Origin of the sequence: Achromobacter sp. Root83 (assembly GCF_001428845.1) — a bacterium.
Lineage (GTDB): Bacteria > Pseudomonadota > Gammaproteobacteria > Burkholderiales > Burkholderiaceae_B > Achromobacter.
This window is the reverse complement of sequence record NZ_LMIU01000023.1, coordinates 349,649-372,276: the sequence shown is the minus strand read 5'-3', so window position 1 is coordinate 372,276 and position 22,628 is coordinate 349,649. Positions and strand designations below refer to the sequence as shown.

Genomic DNA, 22,628 nt, shown 5'->3' with positions numbered 1-22,628 from the left:
TTATCTGCGGCCGCCGAAACCACCGCCACCGCCCCGTCCGCCGCCGCCGCCCCCGCGATGTGGAGCGCTAGCGCCGCCACCGCGATGAGGCGCGCTGGCGCCGCTGGCACGGTGAGAGGTCCCGCCCCGGCTCATTTCTCCGCGCTGATTCTGCTGCCGCATCCGGTCGCCATCGCCCGCGCCACTGAGCGCGCTGTGACTGTTGGACGCGCGGGCCCGGTCGCGGGCGGCCGATTCGTCGGCGCGCTGACGTTGGGCCGCGGCCTGCCGGTCCTGCGTGGATACGCTGGCGGCGCGATCACCGGGCCGGTCCTGGGTGGACGCCCCGGGCGCACGGCCCTGCGCCCTGTCCTGAGTGGAAACGCTGGACGAGCGATCCCGCGCGCCCTGCCCGCCCTGCGGCCCTTGGCCCTGCCCCCGGCCGGCTGCGCCTTCCGTTCTGCCCGCGCCCTGGCCGCGCGCGCCGCCCGTGCCGGTGTGGCCCGCAACCGGTTGGCCGGTGCGGCCTTCGAAAGACTGGGCCGCTCGGTCGCGGGCCGCGTCGCGAGAACCTGCCGCCGGCGCCCCGCCTGGCGTGCGGCCTGCCTGGCCGGCGCCCTGGGAACGGTTCTGCAGGCCTGCCTGCCGCTGGCTGTCGAAGCGCTGGCGGCTTGCCTGGTCCGCATAGGGCGTGTTGCCGCGATTGGCGGCATTGTGCTGCCATGTTGCCCGTTGGTTGTTGACGTTGTTGCGGTCAATGCGATTATTGACGTTGACATTGTTATAGCGGTTGACGTCGATATCGATGTCGCCATGCCCCCAATTGACATCGCCCCACATCGAATTGATCGCCGCGACGCCAAGCCCGAAGCCGATGCCGGCGACCAGCGAACTCGCGAACATCGAGCCGGGCGGCGGCGGATAGTAATAGGGGGGATACGACGGATACGCCCAGGCGCCATACACCACCGTCGGGTTGTAGCTGGGCACGTAGACCACTTGCGGATCTGCAGGCTCGATCACCACGACGGTCTTGTCATTGGCCGTGCTGGTCGACACCGTCTGCTGCGGCGTACTCTTCAGGTTGCCCGCCTTCTGGGCCTGGGCGCGCAGCCGCTGGACAGAATCCATGACGGCCTCCGGTTGCGCCAGGAAGGCGTCGCCGACGGACTTCACCCATTTCGGCTCCCGGCCCATCATGTCCATGACCGAGGGGAACGCCACCAGGGATTTGACGCTGGGATCCCACGTCTCGCCTTCGACTGCCTTGGCGGCCTGGTCGCCGGATTCGGAAGTGTGCGCGGCCGACCATTTCGCGGCCGCCGCGACGTCGTCGGGATAGGTGGCCCCCATGAGGATCTGGGACAACAACGAATCCGGATACAGCGCCACGGGCGCCATCAGCTGGTCCAGTTGCGCGTTGGTCAGCTTGGTCTGCGCCCCGGCCGGCAAGCAGACCGCCAGCCCCAGGCAAAACAAGCCGATCAGCCATTCTTGCAGTCGCCGCATTTCCGTTCTCCGTTCGCAAAGCAGGAAGCCACAAGCCTGGAGGGAATCGCCAAATCGCGTACCCAATATATCCTTTTGGCTGGCGCTTTGGAAGCGCGGGCGGGGTATGTTTTCACCCCCCCTCGGATTACAGCTTGGCGACGGAAACCTCGGTTGCCTTGACGAAGGCGAGCACCTCCGTGCCTACCTGCAGGTCCAGTTCCTTCACCGAACGGGTGGTGATCACCGACGTGACAATGCCCGCGGGCGTGTCCACGTCCACCTCGGACACCACCGGGCCCAGGACGATTTCCTTGATCTTGCCGCGAAACTGGTTGCGGGCGTTGATGGATTGAATGCTCATGGCCTTGTTCCTGAAGTGAAAAGTCCAGCCTACGTTTGCGGCACAGAACAAGGAAGAACCGATTTCGCATGGGGATAGTTGAAATCGGTATATGTGAAGCAGACAGGCTCGGCGCGCCTCGTCCGTATGCGGGACTGGATCGTGCCTCGCGGCGAGCCTATACTGGATTTGCCGTTGCTCGACATTCCTTTTCCTAAAGGAGAGGCAACATGTACAGGCACTTGCTCATCGCCGTGGACGGTTCCCTGCTGTCCGAATCGGCTTTCAAGCGCGCGCTCGTTTTCGCCAAGGAAATGGGCGCCACCATCACCCTTATCCGAGCCATCCCGGAGGATCACCTGCTGGTCTACCAGGCCGAAATGCTGGGCACCACGCAGACGCATCACACCGACCAGGCGCGCAAGAATGCGGAAGCCTATCTGGAAGGGCTGGAAACCGAGGCGCGGCACGCGCTGGTGCCGTGCAACGTTGTCGTGACGGTCAACGACCATCCGCACGAAGCCATCGTGGAAACGTCGCAGAAACTCGGTTGCGACCTCATCATCATGGGGTCGCACGGGCGGCACGGCATGACAGGTTTTCTGCTGGGAAGCGAAACGCAGCGGGTGCTGGCGCGCACCCGCCTGCCGGTGCTGGTGTATCGCTGACGCGGCCGCGTGGATGCCGGCCGGTCAGCCCGCCGGGGCCAGCGCATGCTGGAACGTGAAGCTGTCCGAATACATGTGGTCCAGGCTCGCCCCGCGCTCGGCCAGCAGGCGCTTGGCCTGCTGGATCATCTGGGGCGCGCCGCACAGATAGATGGCGTGTTCCGACAGGTCTTGGTGGTCTTCCATGACGGCCTGCTGCACATGGCCGCGGCGCCCCTGCCACGCCGGGCCCGCGCGCGACAGCACCGGCACGAAGTTGAATTCGTACAGCCTTCCCGTCCACGCTTCGATTTCATCGCGCAGGTATAGGTCGGCTTCGGTGCGCATGCCCCAGTACAGCGTGACGGGCGGGCAATCCTCGTTGTCCAGCAGGGATTCGAGTATTGCCTTGATTGGCGCGATGCCCGTGCCCGTGGCCATCATGATGAGGGGACGCCAGTCTTCCTCGTGATAGCTGAACACGCCCAGCGGCGCTTCGATCTCGACGTGCGCGCCCGCCCGCGCCTGGCCCAGCCAATGGTCGGTATAACGGCCGCCGGGAATGCGGCGCACATGGAAATCCACCAGGTTGCCGGCTGGCGCCGAAGCCATGGAGAAGCTGCGCGTTTCGCCGTCGGGCAGCACGACGTTCATGTACTGCCCGGGCACATAGTCCAGCCCTTGGGCGGGCAGCGCCAGCGTCAGGTGAATGACGTCATCGCAATAGGATTCGATGCGCTGAACGGTGGCGGGGAGGCGGCGCGGCTCGGGAAACACCTGGCGGCTGCCGGCCACGCTGATGCACAGGTCGGCCACCGGATGCGCCTGGCACGCCAGCGCATAACCCGCTTCGGCCTCTTCGGGCGTCAACGCCATGGGGAATTCCTCGTACCGCACCGCGCCGGAGGCGAGCTTGATGCGGCAGGTGCCGCAGCCGCCGAAAGTGCATTCGTGCGGCAGCTTCACCGCCGACCGCTGCGCGGCCTCCAGCACGGATTCGCCCGCTTCGACATCGAAGGCTTCTTCGGTTTCCAGGATATGCACGCGGTATGCCATGGCGTTCTTGCCTATCTCTTGATGTCCGCTTCGACCAGCACCCTCATGCCGCGCGGCTCCAGCAGTTCGGCCAGCGCGGCCAGCGCGGCCACCCCGGCCTTGGTGTCCTGTTCGCCGTTGCCGCCGCTCAGGCCCACGCCGCCGATCACCTCGTCGTTCACGACGATGGGAAAGCCGCCCACGAACACCGCGAACTTGCCGTCGAAGCTCCATTGGATGCCGAAAGCCTCGTTGCCGGGCAGCGCGGGGCCGTTGGGCGGGGTGTTGAACAGATGGGTCGAGCGCTTGTGGCCCGCCGCGGTGAACGCCTTGTTCCACGCGATCTGCGGACCGGTGATGCGCGCGCCGTCCATGCGTTCCAGCGCTATCGGGTAGCCGCCGTCATCCACGATGCAAATCGATTCCAGCACGCCGATCTCTTGCGACTTGGCGATGGCCGCGCGCACCATCACGCGCGCTTCTTCAAGTTCCAGGCGATAGATCTGTTTCATGTGCAAAGCCCCTAGTGGTGTGGCGGCCGTCAGCCGGCGCGGTAGACGGTCTTGATCTGGGTGTAGAACTCCAGGCCCACGCGGCCCGACTCGCGGAACGTGGACGTGCTGGAGTGTTTCAGTCCACCGAACGGCGCATTGATCAGGTTGCCGGTGGTGGTGCGGTTGATCTTCACGGTGCCCGCCTGGATGTCGCGGGCGAAGCGGTGCGCGTAGCGCGCGTCGGTGGTGGCGATGGCGGCCGACAGGCCGTACTCGGTGTCATTGGCGCGGGCGATGGCGTCTTCGTAGCCGTCGACCTCGATCAACGCGATCACCGGTCCGAAGATCTCTTCGCGCGCGATGCGCATCTGCTGGGTCACGTCGGTAAACAGCGCGGGCGACACGTAATAGCCGCGGTCGAAGCTGGCGCCCTTCAGGCGGTCGCCGCCGTGCAAATGTGTCGCTTCCTGCTTGCCCACCGCCACGTATCCCAGCACGTTGTCCAGTTGCCGGGCGGTGGCCAGCGGGCCCAGGTCGAAGTTGCCATCCAGGCCGTTGCCGATGGTGAGCGTCTTGATCCTGGCCAGCAGCTTGTCCGTGTAGGCCTGGCGCACCTTGGCGTCCACCAGGACGCGGCTGGTGCCGGTGCAGGCCTGGCCGCTCAACGAAAAACCGCCCTTCACCGCCAGGTCCACCGCGCGGTCCAGGTCGGCATCGGCCAGCACGATAAGCGGGTTCTTGCCGCCCAGTTCCATCTGGGTGCGGGTGGTGAGCCCGGCGCTGCGGTGTATCTGCTCGCCCGCGGCGGTGGAGCCCGTGAAGGAAATCGCCCGCACCTGCCGGCCGCTGGTGATCGCCGCGCCCACCTGCGCGGCCGGCCCGGTCAGAAAGTTCAGCACGCCGGCGGGCAGGCCGGCCTGCACGAAGGCCTCGGTCAGGCGATAGCCCGACAGCGGCGCGTCCGACGACGGCTTGAACACCACCGTGTTGCCGGTGATCAGGGCCGGGGCGATCTTGCGCGCCGGGATGGAGATGGGGAAGTTCCAGGGCGAGATCACCGTCACCACGCCCAGCGGCTCGCGCTGGCTGTAGACGATCATGTCCGGATCGTCGTTGACGAAAGTCTCGCCGGTGAAGGACTGGCCCTCGACGGCGTAAAAGCGGATTGTCTGGGCAGACCGCAGCACTTCGTCCTTGGCCAGATTCAGGCCCTTGCCCTCTTCGCGGGTCAGTTCGCGCGCAAAGGCTTCGGCATGGTCTTCCAGGTATTGGGCCGCCCGGAACAGGATCGCCGCGCGCTTGGAGATCGGCGTGTCGCGCCAGGCTGCGAACGCCGCGTCGGCCGCTTCCACTGCCTGCCGGGCGTCCTCGGCGTCCGACACCTGGAAGTGGCCCACGACGTCGCCGGTGTCGGCGGGGTTGATGTTGGGCGCCGTCTTGCCCGTGCCGCAGGGCATCCAGGCACCGCCAATGTGGTTCAAAAAGGTCTGCTGCGAGAGATCGTCCACGGGTGCGCTTCCTTGGGCTGGCCCGGCCAGGCCGGACAGAGGGCTATCTGAGATGGGTTCTGAACATTGTATACTTTAATCACTGCGCCACGATACGTGGAAACCCCAGTCGGACGGCGACAAAAAGGCCCCCTCGGGAGCCTTTTCCGCCGGGTGACTAGAGCGTCAGCTCCAGATCAGCACGGCGCAGATGGTGGATACGAACAGCGCCAGCAACACCGGCAGTAGCAGGGCGCGCACCAGCGACAGCACGTTCACCCGCGCGAAGCCCGCCACCGCGATCAGCGACGACCAGGCGATCAGGGTGCCGCCGCCCGTCCACACCGCCCCCATCTGCCCCACGGCCGCCAGCGTGGCCGGGTCCACGCCCACCACCGGGCCCAGCGCGCCGGATAGCGTGCCGGTCAGCGGCAGGCCGGCGAACCCGGAGCCGTCGATGCCGGTGATCATGCCGACGATGAGCACGCCGAAGGCCACCAGGAAGTGGTTTTCCGGAATCAGGTGCTGCGACGCCGAGATCACCTCGAACAGCAGCCCCGGCGCCTGCGCCTGCGGCACGCCCAGGATCTGGGCCGCGGTTTCGTTGGCGCCCACGAAAAAGAAGCCGGCAATCGGCAGGACGGAGCCCATGGCCTTGAAGGCGAAGACAAAGCCGTCGGTCACGTGCTCCGGACAGACGTCCAGCATCTTGCGCGGCCCTTCGGCCGCCAGGGTCACCAGCATCATCACGACGAAGGCCACGCCGCCCACCAGCGCCGCCGCGTCGCCGCCGCGCAATGCGGGCAGGGCCGGGAACAGCCGGGGCAGCACCATCACCGCGATCACCGCCAGGAAGGCCAGCGGCGTCACCACGGCGAAGGTCTTGGACCAGCGCACCCGGCGGCGCTCTTCATCGCTCAGCGCGGGGCCGCGCGGCAGCGCGGGATCGGCGCCCATGGTGCCGCGCGCGAGTTCCGCCTTGTCGAAGGAGCCGGACTGCTCCATGCGCGCCAGGCTGCCGTCCTGCGCGCGATCCTGCCAGGCCGACAGCAGCGCCGGATCGGCGGGCACGATGTGCTTGCGCACCAGCAGGTAGGCCGCGACCAGCGCCACGGCGCCCGTGATCAGCGACAGCACCAGCGCGCGGTCCGCGACCACGGCCGCGCTGACCGCCGCCCCCGCCGCCTTGGCGCTGATGCTGGGCGCCACGCCGATCACATAGTCGGAGGACAGGGCCATGCCCTGGCCCGCGATCGCGATGGCCATGGCGCCCGCCAGGGGCGGCAGCCCGGCCGCGATGGCCGCCGGCAGCAGGATGGCGGACACCAGCGGCACGGCGGGCGTGGGCCAGAAGAACAGGGAGATCACATAGGTACAGAGGGCGATGATCAGAAAGGAGGAGTGCCCGCCCCGCATGACCCGCCGAAACGGCTGCACCATGCGCACGTCCGCCTGCAGGGTCTTCAGCGCGTTGAGCAGCGCCGTCATGAAGGTGATGACCAGGAAGATATTGAAGAGCTCCTTGGCCGCCACGAAGCTGGCCGAGAAAATGCCGATCAGGGCGCTGATGGGGTTGCCCGTGATCGCCAGCACCACCAGGAAGGTACCGATGACCGAGGGCACCACCACGTTGGCCCGCAGGATCATCGTCAAGATGATGGCCGCCACGCTGATCAGGTAGATCCAATGAGCGGCACTGAGCACCACGTCCGATTGCATGCGCTATTCCCCTTGTTGTGCATGGCTGTTGGATCGCCACAATCGGTATACTATATTTCGTTGTGAGGCATACCAATCGAAATATGCGTCGCCTAGGGAAAGCGATAATTCTGAAAATCCGATGAATAATCCCAAAAAACCAGGGGCTTACCCTAGGTTTTCTCGGATATCGTCCATGCGGTCGAATTCATGGATAGACTATCGTATACATAATTTACAAATCGACGACGCATGCCAGCTCCACTGACGTTCCCTGATCTGTGGCACTACGCCGCCATGGCGGCCGTGGTGTTTGGCGCCGCGGTGGCGCAGGGCGTGGGCGGCGTCGGCTTCGCCATGTTCGCCGCCCCCGTGGCGGCCATGTTCTTTCCCCAACTGGCGCCCGGGCCGCTGCTGACGCTGGGCGGCTTCATCTCGCTCCTGACCGCCCTGCGCGAGCGCGCCGCCATCGACTGGCCGGCCGTCTCCTATGCGCTGGCGGGCCGCGCCGTGGGGACGCTGATCGCCATTTACGCGATGGCGCGCTTTGCCCCGCAGGCCTTGGGCGTGCTGTTTGCCTGCATGATCCTGGCGGCCGTGGCGCTCAGCGTGGCTGGCCTGCGCTTCTCGGCCACGCCCGGCAGGGTGTCCGGCGCGGGGGTGGCCTCGGGCATCATGGGCACGATGACCTCGGTGGGCGCCCCGCCCATCGCCATCGTGCTGCAACACGCCGCGCCCCCGCGCTTGCGCGCCACGCTGGGCATGGTGCTGTTCCTGGGATCGATCTTCTCGCTTGCCATGCTGGCGCTGGCCAAGCGGTACACGGGCTACCACGCCGGGCTGGCCCTCAGCCTGGCGCCCTTCCTGCTGGCCGGTTTTGCGGTCTCCAACCGGCTGCGCACCCTGTTGCCGCCGCGCGCGGTGCGTGGCGTCCTGCTGGCCGCCTGCGCGTTGGGCGCCGTGGGCGTGCTGATCAAGTCCTTCTCGGGAAATTGATGCGCCCGGCCACATGCGACACTTGGGTACACCCGGTAATACAATGGAGACTGTATCCATTAGGCCAAACCCGCTCGCCATGACAACTTCCCCCGTCAGCCCGCAAGCCGCAGAGACGCAGCCTTCCTCCTCGCTGAAGATCGGCGAGCAGCATCCGCAACTCTTTGCCGTCATCCGCGACAAGCTGCGCGAGCGCATCCTGAGCGGCGAGTTCACGCCTGGCGACCGCCTGGTCGAAGGCCGCCTGTCCGAAGAAATGGGCGTGTCGCGCATCCCGGTGCGCGAGGCGCTGCGCGCGCTGGCCGCCGAAGGGCTGGTCACCATCGAACCCCGGCGCGGCGCATCCGTGTCGGTGCTGTCCGACGCGGTGGCCTACGACATGGTGGAAGTGCGCGCCACGCTCGAAGGGCTGAACGCCAAGCTGGCGGCGCAGCGCCGCGACGAAAAAACCGTGGAGCGCCTGCAGGCGTTCTTGCGCGAAGGCACGGAAGCTGCCCGCAGCGAACAGTTGGACAAGTTCCTGGCGCTCAATTCGCAATTCCACGAAATGCTGGCCACCATCGGCGGCAACGTGGTGCTGACCGACCTGATGCGTTCGCTGCGCGACCGCACCGCCCTGCTGTTCGCGCCCAGCAACATGCACCGCGCCAAGCAGAATTGGGACGAGCATTCGCAGATCCTGAACGCGGTCATCGCCGGCAATGGCGATCTGGCGGCGTTGCTGGCCAGCCAGCATGTGCACAACGCCGCCAAGGCCTACACCGAAACGCAGCAGCAGCACGCGTCCGTGGCCTGACGCGGACCCGCGGGTCCGCGCGGCGGCATCCGAGCTACGACGCCGCGGCTGGCACCGGGCCGGACGCCGCGCCCACCACCACGCCCTTGCCGTTCTGCACCACCCACGACACCTTGACGTCGCCATTCACGAAGGTCTGGCAGGCCATGCGGTAGCCGGCCTCGAAATCCTCGGGCCGCAGGTGCTTGCGCTCTTTGGGCTTGATGGCGTCGGTATGTTCCAGCCCCTCTTCTATCCGGCACTTGCAGGTGCCGCACAGGCCGCCCCCGCATTTGAACGGGATGCCGCCTTTTTCTTTCAACGACACGCGCAGCAGATTGCTGTTTTCGGGCGCGGTCGCCACTTTGCCGCCATTGGAAATGAAAGTGATCTGGACCATGTGTTCAGTGCTCCGCGGCGACGGCGCCGGACCTCAGCGTCAGCGTCGACTCCATGCTGCCAAAACGCGTCAGGTGGGCCAGCTCCTTGCGGGCGGCGTCCACCGACGCGAACTTCTCCAGGAATTTGGACGGCACGCGGTTCACCACGTACGGCGGGGTTTCCTCGGTGACCACCAGCTTGGTGTCGCGGCGCAGCAGGGCGATGCTGAACACCGCCAGCGCGCGGCCGTAGAACACGTAGTCGTAGGTTTCGACGATCTCGGCCCCATCGCCCGCCTCGGTGCGGAAGACGCCGGGCTTGGTGGTCAGGATGACGTAGACGGGCTCCATGCGGCTACGCCTCCACGTCCTGGGTCAGCTCGATATCGCTGCTGAGCCACAGCTGGCACGCCAGCCGGTAGCCCTGGTCGATACGGTCGCCAAGCTGCTTCTTTTCCTTCCAGTTCACCGGCGGCAGATGCTCGGCGCCGGACAGCACGCGGCAGGCGCACTTGGCGCACTTGCCCATGCCGCATTCGTAGCGCAGGTGCGGAAACGGAAACTGCTTGATGCCGGCCCGCACCACCAGGTTGGTGTTGTCCTTCACCACGTCGGTGTAGGTCTGGCCGCCTTTATGAAACACAACGGTAGGCATGGGCTTTTCATCCAGGAACGGCCATGGGCGGGCGTCAGGCGGCAAGGCCCAGTTCGGGCAGCTTGATTTCCTGCTGCACGTAATCGGTGTAGAGCGCCGTGGTGTAGAGCAGCCGCATCTGCGCGCCGATCTCGCAGATCTTCAGGCAGCGCTGTTGCAGCTCGACCGTGTTGGCGTGCTCCAGCACGATCTGATAGCCGCGTTCGCCGTGGATTTCGTCGGACACGATATGCAGATCGAAGAACTCCACTTCCTCGTCCGTGAAGCCGTATTTCTCGCGCAGGGTGGGCGTCTGCTTGCGATAGATGGACGGCACCTGCGATTCCAGGCCCACCACCAGGCCGGCGACGGCCACGATGGGATCCTCGCGCATGGCCACCGCATAGCACCAGCTTTGCAGCGCGCGCGTCGTGGGCGACATGTTGTCGGGATTGGTGACCCGTTCGCGGGTGGTGCCGCAGGCTTCGGCGAAGCGGATCAGGAGATCCGTGTGGCGATCGCCGCCGATTTCCTCTTCGTACATGTTGGCCAGCAGGAAATCCTTGGCCTCGGTGTAGGTGTCGGGCGTGCGGGCATACAGGTAGCCCAGGTAGTCGGCGAACGGACCGACATAGTGGTAGTGGTTCTCGGCCCAGCGCGACAGGTGTTCGCGGCTGAGCTTGCCCTCGGCCCAGGCAATCGAAAACGGCGAGGCGTTCGCGCTCTTGCCCTTGATCGCGTTTTCCAACGCGGTACGGAATTCATCTCGGTTCATCAGTTCTGCCATGACGCGCTCCAGGTCCAGTGGGAGAGATTCCAGGCCTGTCTTAGCCCGGGCATGATGAACATTGTATACCGTCTACTGTTTTGAACTGCTAGGGCAATCCCGGAGAAACCCCGTCAAAACAGGGACAGTCTCTTCTGAATCAGGCACTTGCGGGGATGGCCGGTGGGCTGGACCTTCGACGCCGATCGACGTACAATGAATACACTTTCAATGCAATACGGAAATACCATGAATACCCCGCATCCCCTGGGAGACGCCCCCATCGGTCAGCAGTTGCTCGCCCATTACGCCCGCCGCGATGCCGTGCGCCACGCCACGCCGCTGTTCCCCTCGTCCTGGGCCGAGTGCCTGGCGCCGTTCCGCAATGCCCGCCTGCAACCGCAGCGCGCAGCCGCGTCCGCCACGCACGCGCAAGGCGACGACGCGGTCTGCCAGGCAGGCTGATGGGCAGGCAGGAAAACGCGCGGTAGAGGACGCGCGCAGGGGACGCCCGGGGGAAAACCGCCCCCGCCAGCGGCGCGGCCGCTAGCGCCGGGCGCGCAGGCTGACCCGCATCCGGGCGTTGCGCAGCGCGGCGCCCTGCTGGCGGCGCGCATAGCCGCCCGCCAGCGCCAGCACCAGCAAGAAGCCCACGGTATAGGCCAGCACGTCCCACCAATCGGGCACGCTGCCCAGGACGACGCGCAAGACCGGTTGCTCGATGCGCCAGCCAAAATGTCGGGCCAGATACTGGCCCAGCTCCACCGCATACCCCGTGAACAGCGCCGCCAACGCCAGCGGCAGCACGCCCGCGCGGATGAAGCTGCGGTAAATCAGATAGGCCCAGCCCACGGCCACCACATCGCCCACGAATCCGCGCAGGAAGGGATAGGGCGCACCCACGGTGGCGATCAGCGCCAGCAGCGCCGTCACGGCAAGCAGGGCGGCGAAGGCGCGCCCATTGAAAGTCAGGGTCATCGAAACAGAAACCAGAATAAGTGGAACGGTGGCGCGCGCCGGCTGGCGCGCTGCCGGGTCATGCGGCGTGGCCGTGGCCATGCTCGGGGCAGGGTACTAGAAAAGGATGAGGGGTCCCAAACCCGCAAGCCTTCGGCGTACCATTGACCGAACCAGGCCAGGCCCGGCAAGGGCTTCCCATGAACCGCGAGGCCCGCACATGCTTACCTCCCTCTGGCGCAAATGGCGGGCTTCGCGGCATGGCGGGCCACAGCTCGACTCCATCCTGTCCAACGCCGACCCGCAGGCACCGCTGGGCGAGCGGAACCTGTGGATGGTGGACCTGTGCCGCTGGCTGAACCGGCCCGGCCATGATCCGGCCCCGGACGGCCGCCCCCCGCAGCACGCGCGCCTGCGCTATCTGCTGCAGGTGCTGGAGAACAACCCCGGGATGGCCGGGCCCGCCGCCGCCACGCTGCGCTCGCTGCTGGCCGACAACGATCCCACCTCCCTGCTCTGCGACACCGGCGTTGCTTCGCACCCGGGCTTCTGGGGCGAGTTCTGGGAGCGCCTCCAGGCGCGGATCCTGCCGCCGCCGCCGAACCGAGGCGACATGTTCGCGCTGTTTTCGCTGATCTTCCGCCGCGCCGGCGACGCGCAATGGATCGAATCGCTGGACGAAGCGACCCTGGCGCGCATGCGGGTGCTGCTGCGCCTGGGCGACGGCGTGTCCCGCCAGGATCCCGCCGTGCCCGAGCCGCCTTCCCCGCGCCTCGTGCAGGCGCTGACCAGCAGTATCCAGGTGCTGGTCAGCCAGGTGCGCGCCACCGGCCTCAGCCAGGACATCCGCGCGCGCCTGCCCGGCCGCGTGCAGGACACGCCGTTCTTTGCCCTGGCCACGTCCGCCGCGGAACTCTGCGACAGCCCGCCGGACACGCCGCGCGAGGTCTTCGGGCGGCGGCTGAACGTGTTCCGGGCCTTGCTGGACGGCTGCCGCGCCGCCTCGCAAGGCGTGTACGACGAACTGGAGCAGAACGGCGTCTCGGTCGAAGTGGTTTTCCAGATCGAGCGCATGAAGCTGCGCCTGGCTCGCATCGAACTGCTGCTGAGCGTATGGGTGGATCCCACGCAGCGCCACAAGTACGCGCACCTGATCGCCGAGCTGGTCCGCTCCACGCAGGCGCGCAGCAGCATCCGTCACCTGGCGGCCTCGTCGTTCGCCCAGCTGGCCCGGCGCGTGATGGAGCGCACCGCCGAAACCGGCGAGCACTACATCGCGCGCGACGCGGTGGAGTACGTGGACATGCTGAAGGCGTCGCTGGGCGGCGGCTTCGTCATGGTGTTCACGGTGTACCTGAAGTTCTTCATCGTTTCGCTGCACCTGGACAAGTTCATCGAGGGCCTGCTGGCCTCGCTGAATTACGCCGGCGGCTTTCTTGTGATCCAGTTCGCGCACTTCACCCTGGCCACCAAGCAGCCGGCCATGACCGGCCCCGCGCTCGCCCACCGGCTGGACGCTGCCAACACGCCGCCGGGGCGCGAGGCCTTCCTGGATGACACGCTATCCATGATCCGCTCGAACGCGGCGGCGATCCTGGGCAATCTTGCCGTGGTGTTTCCCCTGGCGTGGGCGGTGCAATGGGTGGCCGCGCACGCGCTGCAGCATCCGCTGATCGGCGCCGACAAGGCGCGCGAAACGCTGGATTCGTTTTCCATCTGGGGCCCTACGCCCATCTATGCGGCGGCGACCGGCGTGCTGCTCTGGCTGTCCAGCCTGATCGCGGGCTGGGCCGACAACTGGTTCGCGCTGCACCGGGTGCACGACGTGATGGCCTATGACAGGCGCACGCGCCAGATCTTTGGCGAACGCGGCGCGGCCCGTTGGGCCGGCTTCTGGCAGCGCAACATCTCGAATATCGCCGGCAATGTGTCGCTGGGCCTGATGCTGGGCATCGGCCCGGCCATCGTGAGTTTCTTCGGGCCGCACGTGGAGGTTCGCCACGTCACCCTGAGCGCGGGCCAGATCGGCGCGGCGCTGGGTACGCTGGGCTGGGAAGTCGTGCATACGCACGCGTTCTGGCTGGCCGTGGCCGGCACGGCGGCGACCGGGGTGCTCAATGTCGTGGTGAGCTTTGCGCTGGCCTTCAACGTGGCGCTGCGTTCACGCGACCTGCGCCGCGGCGACCGCGATTCCCTGTCGGCGGGCGTGCGGCAGCGCATCTGGCAGCGCCCGGCGACCCTGTTCTGGCCGGTCAAGCCGCGCCAGGCCTCCGGGCAGCCCTAGACGGCCGGATTCCGGTGCCGCATTAGAATCAGGGCTCATGATTCCGGGCGCTCCGCCCGGACGCCCTCGCATCGCCGCTCAACCATGCTTTCGTTTTCCCGCAGCACCGTGTATCCGGCCGGCGTCGGCCTGCCCGCAGCCGAGCGCCTGGGCGCGCTCCTGGCCGTCATGCTGGCGGTCTGCATGGCCAGCCTGGACACGGCCATCGCCAATACCGCGCTGCCGACCATCGCCCGCGACCTGCAGGCCAGCGAGGCGGGCTCCATCTGGGTCATCAGCGGCTACCAGCTCGCCATGGTGGCCGGCCTGTTGCCCGCGGCGGCGCTGGGCGAGATCCTGGGGCATCGGCGGATCTATATCGTGGGGCTCGTGGTGTACACGCTGTCGTCGCTGGCCAGCGGCCTGGCGCCCACGATGCCCACGCTGGTGGCCGCGCGCATCCTGCAGGGACTGGGCGCGGCGGGCGTCATGAGCGTGAATGGCGCGCTGCTGCGTTTCATCTATCCCTCCCACATGCTTGGGCGCGGCCTGGGGATGAATGCCATGGTGGTGGGCCTGTCCTTCGCCGGCGGCCCCACCGTGGCGTCGGCCATCCTCCTGCTGGGGTCCTGGCACTGGCTGTTCCTGGTCAACGTGCCCATCGGCATCGTCGCGGCGGTGCTGGCATTGCGCGGCCTGCCCGACACCACCCGGGCGCGCCATGGGTTCGATGGGGTGGCCGCGCTGTTGTGCGCCATGGCGCTGGGCCTGTTCGTCCTCGCGTCGAATGAGCTCGCCCACGGCGCGCCGTGGCCGCGGGTCGCGCTGGAAGGCGGCACGGCGGCGGCCAGCCTGTGGCTGCTGATGCGCCGTCAGGCCGGCCATCCCGCGCCTATCCTGGCCGTGGACCTGCTGCGCCGGCCCTTGTTCGCGCTGTCCGCCGCCACCGCGGTGTGCGCGTTCGCCGCCCAGGCGCTGGCCTTCGTCTCGCTGCCATTCATGTTCCAGACCGTGCTGGGTTACACCCAGGTGCAAACGGGATTCCTGATCACGCCCTGGGCGGTCGTGGTGGCGGTGATGGCGCCGATCGCCGGACGCCTTTCCGACCACTATCCGGCCGGCATGCTTGGCGGAGTCGGCCTGGCCTTGATGGCGGTGGGCATGGTGCTGCTGGCGCTGATGCCGGCCGACCCGTCGGTGTGGGACATTTCCTGGCGCATGGCGATCTGCGGCGCGGGGTTCGGCTTTTTCCAGTCTCCCAACCTGCGCGCCATCATGACGTCGGCGCCCGCCTCGCGGGCCGGCGGCGCAAGCGGCATGATCGGAACGGTGCGCCTGCTCGGCCAGGCCACCGGCGCGGCCATGGTGGCCGCCTGCTTCAATGTGTCCAGCACGCACGGCGCCATCGCCGCGCTATGGCTGGGCGGGCTGTGCGCCGGGCTGGCATGCATCGCCAGCTTTGCTCGCCTGCGTTTCGACGCAAGCGAACCCGCGCAGGCGCCGGCCTCCTCCCGTTGAACGACGGGGCCGCCGGCCCCGTCCGCCCCCCGGGACCCGCGTAAACCCGCAACACTGTTGCCGTTCCTTTCGATATATTCCCGGGCCGGATCGACATATTCGTAAGATGTGCAACATCGGCTAAATATTCGCTCCGCGCGGGCCGTTGTCCGTATGCAGACTCGCTGCATCCTGGGACGACGCGTATGACACAGTTTCTGAAAGACATCACCATCCGCCGCATGATCGCGTGCACGCTGCTGATGATCAGCGCCTTGATCGCCGCCCTGTCGGCCATCAGCGTCAATGGCTTGCGCAGCGCGGGCGACGCGCTCGCCGCCAGCAATGAACTCCTCCACGAGGTATCCACCCTTTCCCGGGTCAACGACCAGATCATGCGGGCCCGGCTGCGCCTGTCGCGCCAACTGGAATACGCCAGCGAAGGACAGCGGGACAAGGTGGCGGAAGAGGGCCGCAGCATCGACTCCGCGCTCACCGAAGCCAGAAAGCAGCAGGGCCTGTTCATCGAACTGGCCCGCCACGACGCGCCAGCGGCCCTCCTGGACGCGATGCGGTCCGGTTTCGATGCGCTGGTCGATGGCATCACCGTGCAGCGCCAGCACCTGGAAGCCGGAGCCGTCGACAAGGCGCGCGCGCATGCCGCGGGTCCGGTCGTCACGGCCAGCCGCAGCTTCGGCAAGAGCATCGAGAACTATGAGGCCTACGCCAAGGAACGCGAGGTCCAGCTGTGGGCCGACGCGGACGCCAAGCGCCGCCAGGCCTACGCCGGCATGGGCGTGGTGCTGGGCATCTGCCTGCTGCTGCTGGCGCTGGGCGACCGCTACGTTGCGCATTTCGTGAAGCGTCCCCTGGACCTGCTCAAGGGCCATTTCCGGCGCATCGCCGATGGCGATCTGACCACCCCCATCGCCCCCTTCGGCAAGAATTGCGTGGGCCAGATCATTCCCTACCTGCAGGAGATGCAGGCCAGCCTGGTCCGCACCGTGCACGCGGTGCGCGACGGCGTGGCCGAGATCAACACCGGTTCCAGCGAGATCGCCGCCGGCAACCAGGACCTGTCCAGCCGCACCGAGCAGCAGGCGGCCTCGCTCGAGGAAACCGCCGCCAGCATGGAACAGCTGCTGTCCACCGTGACCAGCAACGCCGAGAACGCCCGGATGGCCAACCAGATGGCGGCCACCGCGTCCGAAGTCGTCCAGCGCGGCGGCGATGCCGTGCAGGCGGCGGTCAGCACCATGCGCGAGATTGCCCAGGATTCCGGGCGCATCGAGGACATCGTCGGCGTCATCGACGGCATTGCGTTCCAGACGAACATCCTGGCGTTGAACGCCGCGGTGGAAGCCGCCCGCGCGGGCGAGGAAGGCAAGGGTTTCGCCGTCGTCGCCGCCGAAGTCCGGTCGCTGGCGCAACGCAGCGCGGGCGCCGCCAAGGAAATCAAGCAGTTGCTCAATACCTCCGGCGCCACGGTGCAGGCCGGCGCCGCGCAGGTCGAAACCGCGGGCCGCACGATGGAGGAAATATTGGCCACCATCGAGCGTCTCACGCTGCTGGTCAACGACATCGCCACGGCCTCGAACGAACAGGTCACCGGGATCGACCAGGTCAACACCGCGGTCAACCAGATGGACCAGGTGACGCAGCAGAACGCCGCGCTGGTCGAAGAAGCGGCGGCGGCGGCGTCCTCATTGGAGACGCAGGCGCAGCGGCTGCAGGGCGCCGTCAGCGCCTTCCGCCTGCCTCCCGTGGCTCAGGAACGCCGGCAGATGGCCCTGGCCGCCTGACGCCTGAAGCAGGCGCGGTCCGGGCTATTCGCGCACATAGCAGGGGTAGCGCGACTGCTGCGCCCGCGACCGGGCGGGGTCCACGTCGATCGCGACGATGGACTCCGTATCGGTGGATCGCGCCAGCGGTTCGCCATCGGGCTGGAACGCGAACGCCATGCCGCCAAACACCTGTCCCTGCGCCGTGCGCCCCGCGCGGTTGGAACTGACCACATAGCATCCGGACACCAGCGCCGCCATCGCGCCCGCCGTCAACCAGCGGCTGGTGGATGCGCCGCTGGCGCGCGGCACCACGATCAGTTCGGCGCCGTCGCGGCCGTAGCGGCGCGCGCGTTCGTTGAACATCAGCTCGGTGCAAAGCAGCACGCCCAGGCGGATGCCGCCCGCCTCGAAGACCTTGAAGCCGTCCATCGCCGGCTGGAACCAGGTGGCTTCGAAGAAGCCCGGCTCTTCCGGGAAGTACTGCTTGTGATGCAGGCCGGTATAGCGCCCGTCCTGCAGCGCAAAGGCTTCATTGGCGAGCCGGCCGCCCACGGGCACGGGGCGGGACGAGACGATGGCGGGCACCTTCAGCGCCGCCAGCGCCTCCAGGCCCGCCTCGTGGACGCGCACGGATTCGGCCGCCAGCAGGGGATCGTATGACGGGGACGCCGCCAGCCAGCGCCCGAACGGCATCTCGTTGGTGACCAGCAGGTCAGGCGCGAGTTCGCCGATGCGCTCGGCAATGCCCTCCCAGGTCGCGCCTTCCGGCAACAGATCGGCCGGCCCTTCCATCATGCAGATCCGCATAGGTCCCTCTTTACCTGTCCGCGTCAAAGGGCGCGGGGCAGCAGTTCGATCACGCAGGCGTCGAGTCCGGCGTCCGCGCTCAGGCGGTATCGGGCCAGATGGTCCAGGCCTTCGGCATGCAGGCAGTCGTAGCGCGCCGGCGCCTGGTACTGCGCATCGCCCACGCTCAGGGACAGCGCGCCGCCGGCATTCAGCACCAGCACGCTGCGGGCGCTGCTGTGGAACACCCACTCGCTGCAACCCGACACCCATTGCAGCCGCGCTTGATAGCGCGCGGGCGCATACATCAGGTTGAAGTCGCGGATCGGGCCGCCGGTCAGGCGGCAGTCCACCTGGGCATCGCCGGAAAACGCATAGGCCTCGCGCGGCGCCAGCGGCGCGTGGCGGCGCCCGTCCACGGTCAGCTCCATGCCCTGGCCTTCCAGCACGGTAATGATGCGCTGGTAGCCTGCGTAGGAGGAAAACGCCCCGTCCTGCCCGACGTCGGCAAGCGACAGCCGCCAGTCGAACGCGGCGGCGCTGCCGCCCGGATTGCACGCGACCTCCTGGGTCGTGCCCGCGCCATTGCGCCATGGCATGCGCCGGTAGTCCGCGGCCTTGTATAGCCGCACGTCGGGATGATTCATATCGAAAAGGTTGCCCTGCGCATAAGGTCCGGCTCGCCGGCCAGCCCGGTTTTCAAGGACATGCGGGAATGGACGGCTGAGTTGCGGCGGATTGTAGGACGCAGTATAGACAGGTACGGAGGCCTGTCGCCGGCAGGCGCCGCGCGGCGCTGCCTGGACGCGTCCCGCCCGATTCCGTATACTCCCCCCCTGTATCGATCCGGAGCTTGCCGTGCCGCACTCCCCAGCAGAGAAGAAACGCGTTGTGACCCGCCTGCGCCGCATACAGGGGCAGGCGCTAGCATTGGAACGCGCGGTCAACGAAGGCACGGAATGCGGGGCGCTGCTGCAGCAGCTGGCCGCCCTGCGCGGCGCCACCAACGGCCTGATGGCCGAAGTGCTGGAAAGCCATCTTCGAGAGACCTTTCTTCAATCCGCTCAAGGCGGGCAGCAAGGCCCCAGGATCGAACCCGAATCGCAGATCGATGACCTGATGCGCATCGTCCGTTCCTACTTGAAATAACCCATCTGACCTTCGTGGAGCACCCGCTATGAAATCACGCGCAGCAGTCGCATTCGGACCCGGCAAGCCGCTGGAAATCGTTGAAATCGACGTCGCGCCCCCGCACCGCGGCGAAGTGCTGGTGCAGATCACGCACACCGGCGTCTGCCACACGGATGCCTTCACGCTGAGCGGCGATGATCCCGAGGGCCTGTTCCCCGCCGTGCTGGGCCACGAAGGCGCGGGCGTGGTGATCGAAGTCGGCGAAGGCGTCACCACGCTCAAGCCCGGCGACCACGTCATCCCGCTCTACACGGCCGAATGCCGCGAGTGCAAGTTCTGCCTGTCCGGCAAGACCAACCTGTGCCAGAAGGTGCGCGCCACGCAGGGCAAGGGCGTCATGCCCGACGGCACCTCGCGCTTCAGCTACGACGGCAAGCCGCTCTACCACTACATGGGCTGCTCGACCTTCAGCGAATACACGGTGGTCAACGAGATCTCGCTGGCCAAGATCAACCCCGCCGCCCCCCATGAAAAGGTCTGCCTGCTGGGCTGCGGCGTCACCACGGGCCTGGGCGCCGTCCACAACACCGCCAAGGTCAAGGAAGGCGATACCGTGGCCGTGTTCGGCCTGGGCGGCATCGGCCTGGCCGTCATCCAGGGCGCGGTGCAGGCCAAGGCCGGCCGCATCATCGCTGTCGACACCAACCCCAACAAGTTCGTGCTGGCCAGCGCCATGGGCGCCACCGACTGCATCAACCCCAAGGACTACGACAAGCCCATCCAGGAAGTGATCGTCGAGCTCACCGACGGCGGCGTGGATTTCTCGTTCGAGTGCATCGGCAACGTCCATGTGATGCGCGCCGCGCTCGAATGCTGCCACAAGGGCTGGGGCGAGAGCATCATCATCGGCGTGGCCGGCGCGGGACAGGAAATCAGCACCCGCCCGTTCCAGCTCGTCACGGGCCGCGTGTGGCGCGGTTCGGCCTTCGGCGGCGTCAAGGGACGCACGCAGCTTCCGGGCATGGTGGAAGACGCCATGAGCGGCAAGATCGACCTCGATCCCTTCGTCACGCACACGCTGCCGCTGGACCGCATCAACGAAGCCTTCGACCTGATGCATGAGGGCAAGTCGATCCGCACGGTCATCCACTTCTAGGAATAGGCGTTCTCGCGGTAGACCTGCTCGGTATTGCCGACAAAGGTCGCCAGCGAGAACTCCTTCAAGGCGGTGCTGCGCGCGTCCACGCCCATGGCGTCCAGGACGCCGCGGTTCCTCAGGATGTCCGACAATGTCCGGGTCACGCGCTCCGCCGATTCGGGCGGCACGATCCAGCCATTGCGGCCTTCGGTGACGTTTTCGGTCAGCCCTCCCACCGTGGTGACGATGACCGGCTTGCCGGCCGCCATCATCTCGCGGCAGGCGAACGAAATCGTCTCCAGCCTCGACGACAGCACAAAGCCCACGTCCAGCGCAGCCAAGAACGGCGCGACATCGTCCAGCAGGCCCGTGAACACGACCTGATCCAGCATGCCCAGCTCGGCGACCTGCCGCATCTTTTCTTCTCCCGGCAGCTTGCCGGCAATGAGAATCACGATCTGCTCCCGCTGCGCCGGCGGCAGCAGCGACGCCGCGGCCACCATGTCGATCCAGTTCTTGTAGTCCGCGGTGCCGGCATTGCTGCCGATCACCAGGCGGCCTTGCAGGGACGGCGGCAGGTAGCGGGCGCGCGCGCGCGCCGATTCGTTCTCGCCGGCGGGACGGCACCTGTCCGTGTCCACGCCGTTGTGCACCACCCGCAGGTCTTCGTTCCGGAACACGGACTGCTTCATGCGGCGGAACGTGTGGCTGCAAACGCAGATGACGCGATTGGTGCCCCATTTGGCGCGCACGCGCGCGCCCAGGCTGTTCGCGCTGCGGTCATTGTGCTGCGTGTACACGATGAAGGGACGCCTGGCGCCCATGCCCATGGTGGCCAGCATGCACAAGCGATGGTCAGCCGAGCCGTTGACATGGATGACGTCGAACCGCTCCTTGCGCAGCAGGGCACGCAGGCGGCGCAGCGCGTCCACCTGCTGAAGCACACGCCCCTTGAATTCCAGGTCGACGGTATCCACGCCGGGGAGGGCGCCGGCCTCGGCCAGCAGCCTGCTGTCGCGCGGCGCGGCGATGGTGACCTGCGACTTCTGGCACAGGATGCGCGCCAGCGACATCACGTAAGTCGTGTGGCCGCCGCCGTCGCCCTGGTGGAAATTGGTGTAGAGGATCTTCATGATTCAGAACGGATTAGCGATGGCGGGGAAGCATCCAGCAGGCAGCTCCAATCCCGCTTTTCGAACACGTCGTCGCCCAGTCGGCTGAGGAGAGACAGGTTGTAGACCTTGATTCCGCGCCCGTGGAGCAGCCGGCTGGCCTGCCGGAAGGCGGGTTCGATATGCGCTGAAAACTGCCGGTCCAGCGCCGTGGGCAATTGCGTAGCCACGGTTTCATAGAAGCGCGGCCCCGCGGCGGTGGTCAGGTCCAGGCCATGCAGGTAGACCGTTTGCGCGCCAAGCCAGGCCAGAAGCTGCAGGGCCGAGTAGGCGACGGTGCCCCCGCCGAACAGGCCGCGCGCCGGGTTCAGGCTGAAGCCCTGCGCATGCATGGCGTGGGGCGAGTCAAACAGGACCAGCTCCGGATCGCCACCAAGCCGCGCTTCGAGCTCGTCGGCCCGGGCGCGCGGTTGCAGGGAACGCTGATGGACTTCTTCAAAGAGCGCGATGCGGCAACGCACGCTGCGGTTGTCGAACAGCAGGGCGATCCAGCGGTACACCTCTGGCGTGACGAACAGCACCAGGTCCTGCGCCAGCACGTCGGCCACGAGATCGCGGCGTCGCTTGACGAATCCCGCATCCAGCATCGCGTAGTAATGAAAGCGCAGCGATGGATACCGGGCGCGCAACGCGATGGAGCCATTGACCCCCATGACCACGCCCAAGGCGCACTGCGCGTAATCAATCTGCGCCACCGACGGCCCGCTCAGGATCAGGTGCGCCGCGCCGGAGAGGCCGCGCGGCAACTGGTCCAGCGGGGTCGTCTGCGGGCCGCGCACGCCGTTCAGATCGCAGCCGACCAGCCGGTCGCCGCCATCCCGGCGCACCTTCACGAATGGCCACAGCGTCTCGTTGTGCCGCAGCGCCCGGGGCCGGGTGTGGCGATACAGATAGCGCAGCGCCTTGGTCACGGGGCGCGAGCGCAGCAAGCGGGGAACGAGCGCAAAACGATGCATATACAGTTGCGCGGGTACCGCGGCAAAGCCTGACGAGCGGCCGATTCTACGCAGCCATCATTCGGAAAAAGCGAGAGAAGACGATGAGATGTAACGCTTTGAAGGCTGCCCGCTGCCGCTGCTGAATTGTCCCCACTTCCCCCTGCGCGCGCCGGCCGGCTTTCCCATCGCTTGAGGAACGGCGCGCACAGGGCGGTACGGCGCGCCATGCGCGTATCTCCG

General features: G+C 67.1%; 24 protein-coding genes. 9 read left to right on the top strand and 15 right to left on the bottom strand.

Annotation, left to right across the window (positions count from 1 at the left end; all coding sequences use genetic code 11):
* Complete coding sequence (locus tag ASE30_RS21295; protein ID WP_057286263.1) at nt 1-1,488, bottom strand: DUF3300 domain-containing protein; 1,488 nt, start codon at nt 1,486-1,488, stop codon at nt 1-3.
* 127 nt (nt 1,489-1,615) lie between these two features.
* Nucleotides 1,616-1,831 (bottom strand): molybdopterin-binding protein, encoded by a 216-nt coding sequence (locus ASE30_RS21290; RefSeq protein ID WP_057286262.1) that lies wholly within the window; start codon nt 1,829-1,831, stop codon nt 1,616-1,618.
* 209 nt (nt 1,832-2,040) lie between these two features.
* Here ASE30_RS21290 and ASE30_RS21285 point away from each other — a divergent pair, with 209 nt between their 5' ends.
* Nucleotides 2,041-2,478, top strand: a complete 438-nt coding sequence (locus ASE30_RS21285) for a universal stress protein (protein WP_057286261.1) — start codon at nt 2,041-2,043, stop codon at nt 2,476-2,478.
* A 24-nt stretch (nt 2,479-2,502) separates the two neighbouring features.
* Here ASE30_RS21285 and ASE30_RS21280 read toward each other — a convergent pair whose 3' ends face one another.
* From ASE30_RS21280 to ASE30_RS21265, 4 genes are all read right to left on the bottom strand, one after another.
* Nucleotides 2,503-3,513 carry a 2Fe-2S iron-sulfur cluster-binding protein gene (locus ASE30_RS21280; protein ID WP_057286260.1) on the bottom strand — a complete coding sequence of 337 codons (1,011 nt, stop codon included), beginning with the start codon at nt 3,511-3,513 and terminating at the stop codon, nt 2,503-2,505.
* An 11-nt stretch (nt 3,514-3,524) separates the two neighbouring features.
* Entirely contained in the window at nt 3,525-4,004 is a 480-nt protein-coding gene (locus ASE30_RS21275) for a heme-binding protein (protein WP_057286259.1), read from the bottom strand.
* 29 nt (nt 4,005-4,033) lie between these two features.
* The gene (locus ASE30_RS21270; RefSeq protein ID WP_057286326.1) at nt 4,034-5,443 is read right to left on the bottom strand and encodes an aldehyde dehydrogenase family protein; all 1,410 of its coding nucleotides are present in this window, start codon (nt 5,441-5,443) and stop codon (nt 4,034-4,036) included.
* 216 nt (nt 5,444-5,659) lie between these two features.
* On the bottom strand, nt 5,660-7,192 hold the full coding sequence (locus tag ASE30_RS21265; protein ID WP_057286258.1) for a hypothetical protein: 1,533 nt from the start codon (nt 7,190-7,192) through the stop codon (nt 5,660-5,662).
* 231 nt (nt 7,193-7,423) lie between these two features.
* Between ASE30_RS21265 and ASE30_RS21260 the strand changes: the two genes are divergently transcribed.
* Nucleotides 7,424-8,167 (top strand): sulfite exporter TauE/SafE family protein, encoded by a 744-nt coding sequence (locus ASE30_RS21260; protein WP_057286257.1) that lies wholly within the window; start codon nt 7,424-7,426, stop codon nt 8,165-8,167.
* Between the two features lie 79 nt (nt 8,168-8,246).
* On the top strand, nt 8,247-8,963 hold the full coding sequence (locus tag ASE30_RS21255) for a GntR family transcriptional regulator (protein WP_057286256.1): 717 nt from the start codon (nt 8,247-8,249) through the stop codon (nt 8,961-8,963).
* A 34-nt stretch (nt 8,964-8,997) separates the two neighbouring features.
* Here ASE30_RS21255 and ASE30_RS21250 read toward each other — a convergent pair whose 3' ends face one another.
* From ASE30_RS21250 to ASE30_RS21235, 4 genes are read right to left on the bottom strand one after another with little or no spacing between them, the layout of a single operon-like run.
* On the bottom strand, nt 8,998-9,342 hold the full coding sequence (locus tag ASE30_RS21250; RefSeq protein ID WP_057286255.1) for a 2Fe-2S iron-sulfur cluster-binding protein: 345 nt from the start codon (nt 9,340-9,342) through the stop codon (nt 8,998-9,000).
* 4 nt (nt 9,343-9,346) lie between these two features.
* Nucleotides 9,347-9,673 carry a hypothetical protein gene (locus ASE30_RS21245; RefSeq protein ID WP_057286254.1) on the bottom strand — a complete coding sequence of 109 codons (327 nt, stop codon included), beginning with the start codon at nt 9,671-9,673 and terminating at the stop codon, nt 9,347-9,349.
* 4 nt (nt 9,674-9,677) lie between these two features.
* Complete coding sequence (locus ASE30_RS21240; protein ID WP_057286325.1) at nt 9,678-9,977, bottom strand: 2Fe-2S iron-sulfur cluster-binding protein; 300 nt, start codon at nt 9,975-9,977, stop codon at nt 9,678-9,680.
* 34 nt (nt 9,978-10,011) lie between these two features.
* Nucleotides 10,012-10,743 carry a TenA family transcriptional regulator gene (locus ASE30_RS21235; RefSeq protein ID WP_057286253.1) on the bottom strand — a complete coding sequence of 244 codons (732 nt, stop codon included), beginning with the start codon at nt 10,741-10,743 and terminating at the stop codon, nt 10,012-10,014.
* Nucleotides 10,744-10,971: 228 nt separating this feature from the next.
* Here ASE30_RS21235 and ASE30_RS21230 point away from each other — a divergent pair, with 228 nt between their 5' ends.
* Nucleotides 10,972-11,187 carry a hypothetical protein gene (locus ASE30_RS21230; RefSeq protein ID WP_082601664.1) on the top strand — a complete coding sequence of 72 codons (216 nt, stop codon included), beginning with the start codon at nt 10,972-10,974 and terminating at the stop codon, nt 11,185-11,187.
* Nucleotides 11,188-11,268: 81 nt separating this feature from the next.
* Here the strand turns inward: ASE30_RS21230 and ASE30_RS21225 are convergent, their stop codons facing one another.
* Nucleotides 11,269-11,700, bottom strand: a complete 432-nt coding sequence (locus tag ASE30_RS21225) for a DUF2809 domain-containing protein (RefSeq protein WP_057286251.1) — start codon at nt 11,698-11,700, stop codon at nt 11,269-11,271.
* Between the two features lie 199 nt (nt 11,701-11,899).
* On the opposite strand from ASE30_RS21225, the gene ASE30_RS21220 reads away from it, so the two are divergent.
* From ASE30_RS21220 to ASE30_RS21210, 3 genes are all read left to right on the top strand, one after another.
* Nucleotides 11,900-13,963 carry a site-specific recombinase gene (locus ASE30_RS21220; RefSeq protein ID WP_057286250.1) on the top strand — a complete coding sequence of 688 codons (2,064 nt, stop codon included), beginning with the start codon at nt 11,900-11,902 and terminating at the stop codon, nt 13,961-13,963.
* A gap of 84 nt (nt 13,964-14,047) precedes the next feature.
* Nucleotides 14,048-15,460: an MFS transporter gene (locus ASE30_RS21215; protein WP_057286249.1), complete on the top strand. Its 1,413-nt coding sequence runs from the start codon at nt 14,048-14,050 to the stop codon at nt 15,458-15,460.
* 185 nt (nt 15,461-15,645) lie between these two features.
* Nucleotides 15,646-17,241, top strand: coding sequence for a methyl-accepting chemotaxis protein (locus tag ASE30_RS21210; RefSeq protein WP_057286248.1), 1,596 nt, complete (start codon nt 15,646-15,648; stop codon nt 17,239-17,241).
* A 24-nt stretch (nt 17,242-17,265) separates the two neighbouring features.
* Here the strand turns inward: ASE30_RS21210 and ASE30_RS21205 are convergent, their stop codons facing one another.
* Both ASE30_RS21205 and ASE30_RS21200 read right to left on the bottom strand, forming a co-directional pair.
* A complete protein-coding gene (locus ASE30_RS21205) occupies nt 17,266-18,030 on the bottom strand; it encodes a carbon-nitrogen hydrolase family protein (protein WP_057286247.1) in 765 nt (254 codons plus the stop codon).
* 23 nt (nt 18,031-18,053) lie between these two features.
* On the bottom strand, nt 18,054-18,656 hold the full coding sequence (locus ASE30_RS21200; protein ID WP_057286246.1) for a HutD family protein: 603 nt from the start codon (nt 18,654-18,656) through the stop codon (nt 18,054-18,056).
* A 211-nt stretch (nt 18,657-18,867) separates the two neighbouring features.
* Here ASE30_RS21200 and ASE30_RS21195 point away from each other — a divergent pair, with 211 nt between their 5' ends.
* Both ASE30_RS21195 and ASE30_RS21190 read left to right on the top strand, forming a co-directional pair.
* Complete coding sequence (locus ASE30_RS21195) at nt 18,868-19,158, top strand: metal/formaldehyde-sensitive transcriptional repressor (RefSeq protein ID WP_057286245.1); 291 nt, start codon at nt 18,868-18,870, stop codon at nt 19,156-19,158.
* Nucleotides 19,159-19,186: 28 nt separating this feature from the next.
* Nucleotides 19,187-20,296: an S-(hydroxymethyl)glutathione dehydrogenase/class III alcohol dehydrogenase gene (locus tag ASE30_RS21190; protein ID WP_057286244.1), complete on the top strand. Its 1,110-nt coding sequence runs from the start codon at nt 19,187-19,189 to the stop codon at nt 20,294-20,296.
* Here ASE30_RS21190 and ASE30_RS21185 read toward each other — a convergent pair.
* Nucleotides 20,293-21,411, bottom strand: coding sequence for a glycosyltransferase (locus ASE30_RS21185; RefSeq protein ID WP_057286243.1), 1,119 nt, complete (start codon nt 21,409-21,411; stop codon nt 20,293-20,295). The two genes, ASE30_RS21190 and ASE30_RS21185, sit on opposite strands and share 4 nt — an antisense overlap.
* Nucleotides 21,408-22,406 carry a hypothetical protein gene (locus tag ASE30_RS21180; RefSeq protein ID WP_057286242.1) on the bottom strand — a complete coding sequence of 333 codons (999 nt, stop codon included), beginning with the start codon at nt 22,404-22,406 and terminating at the stop codon, nt 21,408-21,410. The genes ASE30_RS21185 and ASE30_RS21180 overlap by 4 nt, the downstream gene beginning before the upstream one ends.
* Nucleotides 22,407-22,628 lie beyond the last annotated feature (222 nt).

Coding starts and splice junctions, on each gene's coding strand:
- ASE30_RS21295 (WP_057286263.1), bottom strand. CDS start 1,488: ATGCGGCGACTGCAAGAATGGCTGATCGGCTTGTTTTGCCTGGGGCTG.
- ASE30_RS21290 (WP_057286262.1), bottom strand. CDS start 1,831: ATGAGCATTCAATCCATCAACGCCCGCAACCAGTTTCGCGGCAAGATC.
- ASE30_RS21285 (WP_057286261.1), top strand. CDS start 2,041: ATGTACAGGCACTTGCTCATCGCCGTGGACGGTTCCCTGCTGTCCGAA.
- ASE30_RS21280 (WP_057286260.1), bottom strand. CDS start 3,513: ATGGCATACCGCGTGCATATCCTGGAAACCGAAGAAGCCTTCGATGTC.
- ASE30_RS21275 (WP_057286259.1), bottom strand. CDS start 4,004: ATGAAACAGATCTATCGCCTGGAACTTGAAGAAGCGCGCGTGATGGTG.
- ASE30_RS21270 (WP_057286326.1), bottom strand. CDS start 5,443: ATGCCCTGCGGCACGGGCAAGACGGCGCCCAACATCAACCCCGCCGAC.
- ASE30_RS21265 (WP_057286258.1), bottom strand. CDS start 7,192: ATGCAATCGGACGTGGTGCTCAGTGCCGCTCATTGGATCTACCTGATC.
- ASE30_RS21260 (WP_057286257.1), top strand. CDS start 7,424: ATGCCAGCTCCACTGACGTTCCCTGATCTGTGGCACTACGCCGCCATG.
- ASE30_RS21255 (WP_057286256.1), top strand. CDS start 8,247: ATGACAACTTCCCCCGTCAGCCCGCAAGCCGCAGAGACGCAGCCTTCC.
- ASE30_RS21250 (WP_057286255.1), bottom strand. CDS start 9,342: ATGGTCCAGATCACTTTCATTTCCAATGGCGGCAAAGTGGCGACCGCG.
- ASE30_RS21245 (WP_057286254.1), bottom strand. CDS start 9,673: ATGGAGCCCGTCTACGTCATCCTGACCACCAAGCCCGGCGTCTTCCGC.
- ASE30_RS21240 (WP_057286325.1), bottom strand. CDS start 9,977: ATGCCTACCGTTGTGTTTCATAAAGGCGGCCAGACCTACACCGACGTG.
- ASE30_RS21235 (WP_057286253.1), bottom strand. CDS start 10,743: ATGGCAGAACTGATGAACCGAGATGAATTCCGTACCGCGTTGGAAAAC.
- ASE30_RS21230 (WP_082601664.1), top strand. CDS start 10,972: ATGAATACCCCGCATCCCCTGGGAGACGCCCCCATCGGTCAGCAGTTG.
- ASE30_RS21225 (WP_057286251.1), bottom strand. CDS start 11,700: ATGACCCTGACTTTCAATGGGCGCGCCTTCGCCGCCCTGCTTGCCGTG.
- ASE30_RS21220 (WP_057286250.1), top strand. CDS start 11,900: ATGCTTACCTCCCTCTGGCGCAAATGGCGGGCTTCGCGGCATGGCGGG.
- ASE30_RS21215 (WP_057286249.1), top strand. CDS start 14,048: ATGCTTTCGTTTTCCCGCAGCACCGTGTATCCGGCCGGCGTCGGCCTG.
- ASE30_RS21210 (WP_057286248.1), top strand. CDS start 15,646: ATGACACAGTTTCTGAAAGACATCACCATCCGCCGCATGATCGCGTGC.
- ASE30_RS21205 (WP_057286247.1), bottom strand. CDS start 18,030: ATGCGGATCTGCATGATGGAAGGGCCGGCCGATCTGTTGCCGGAAGGC.
- ASE30_RS21200 (WP_057286246.1), bottom strand. CDS start 18,656: ATGAATCATCCCGACGTGCGGCTATACAAGGCCGCGGACTACCGGCGC.
- ASE30_RS21190 (WP_057286244.1), top strand. CDS start 19,187: ATGAAATCACGCGCAGCAGTCGCATTCGGACCCGGCAAGCCGCTGGAA.
- ASE30_RS21185 (WP_057286243.1), bottom strand. CDS start 21,411: ATGAAGATCCTCTACACCAATTTCCACCAGGGCGACGGCGGCGGCCAC.
- ASE30_RS21180 (WP_057286242.1), bottom strand. CDS start 22,406: ATGCATCGTTTTGCGCTCGTTCCCCGCTTGCTGCGCTCGCGCCCCGTG.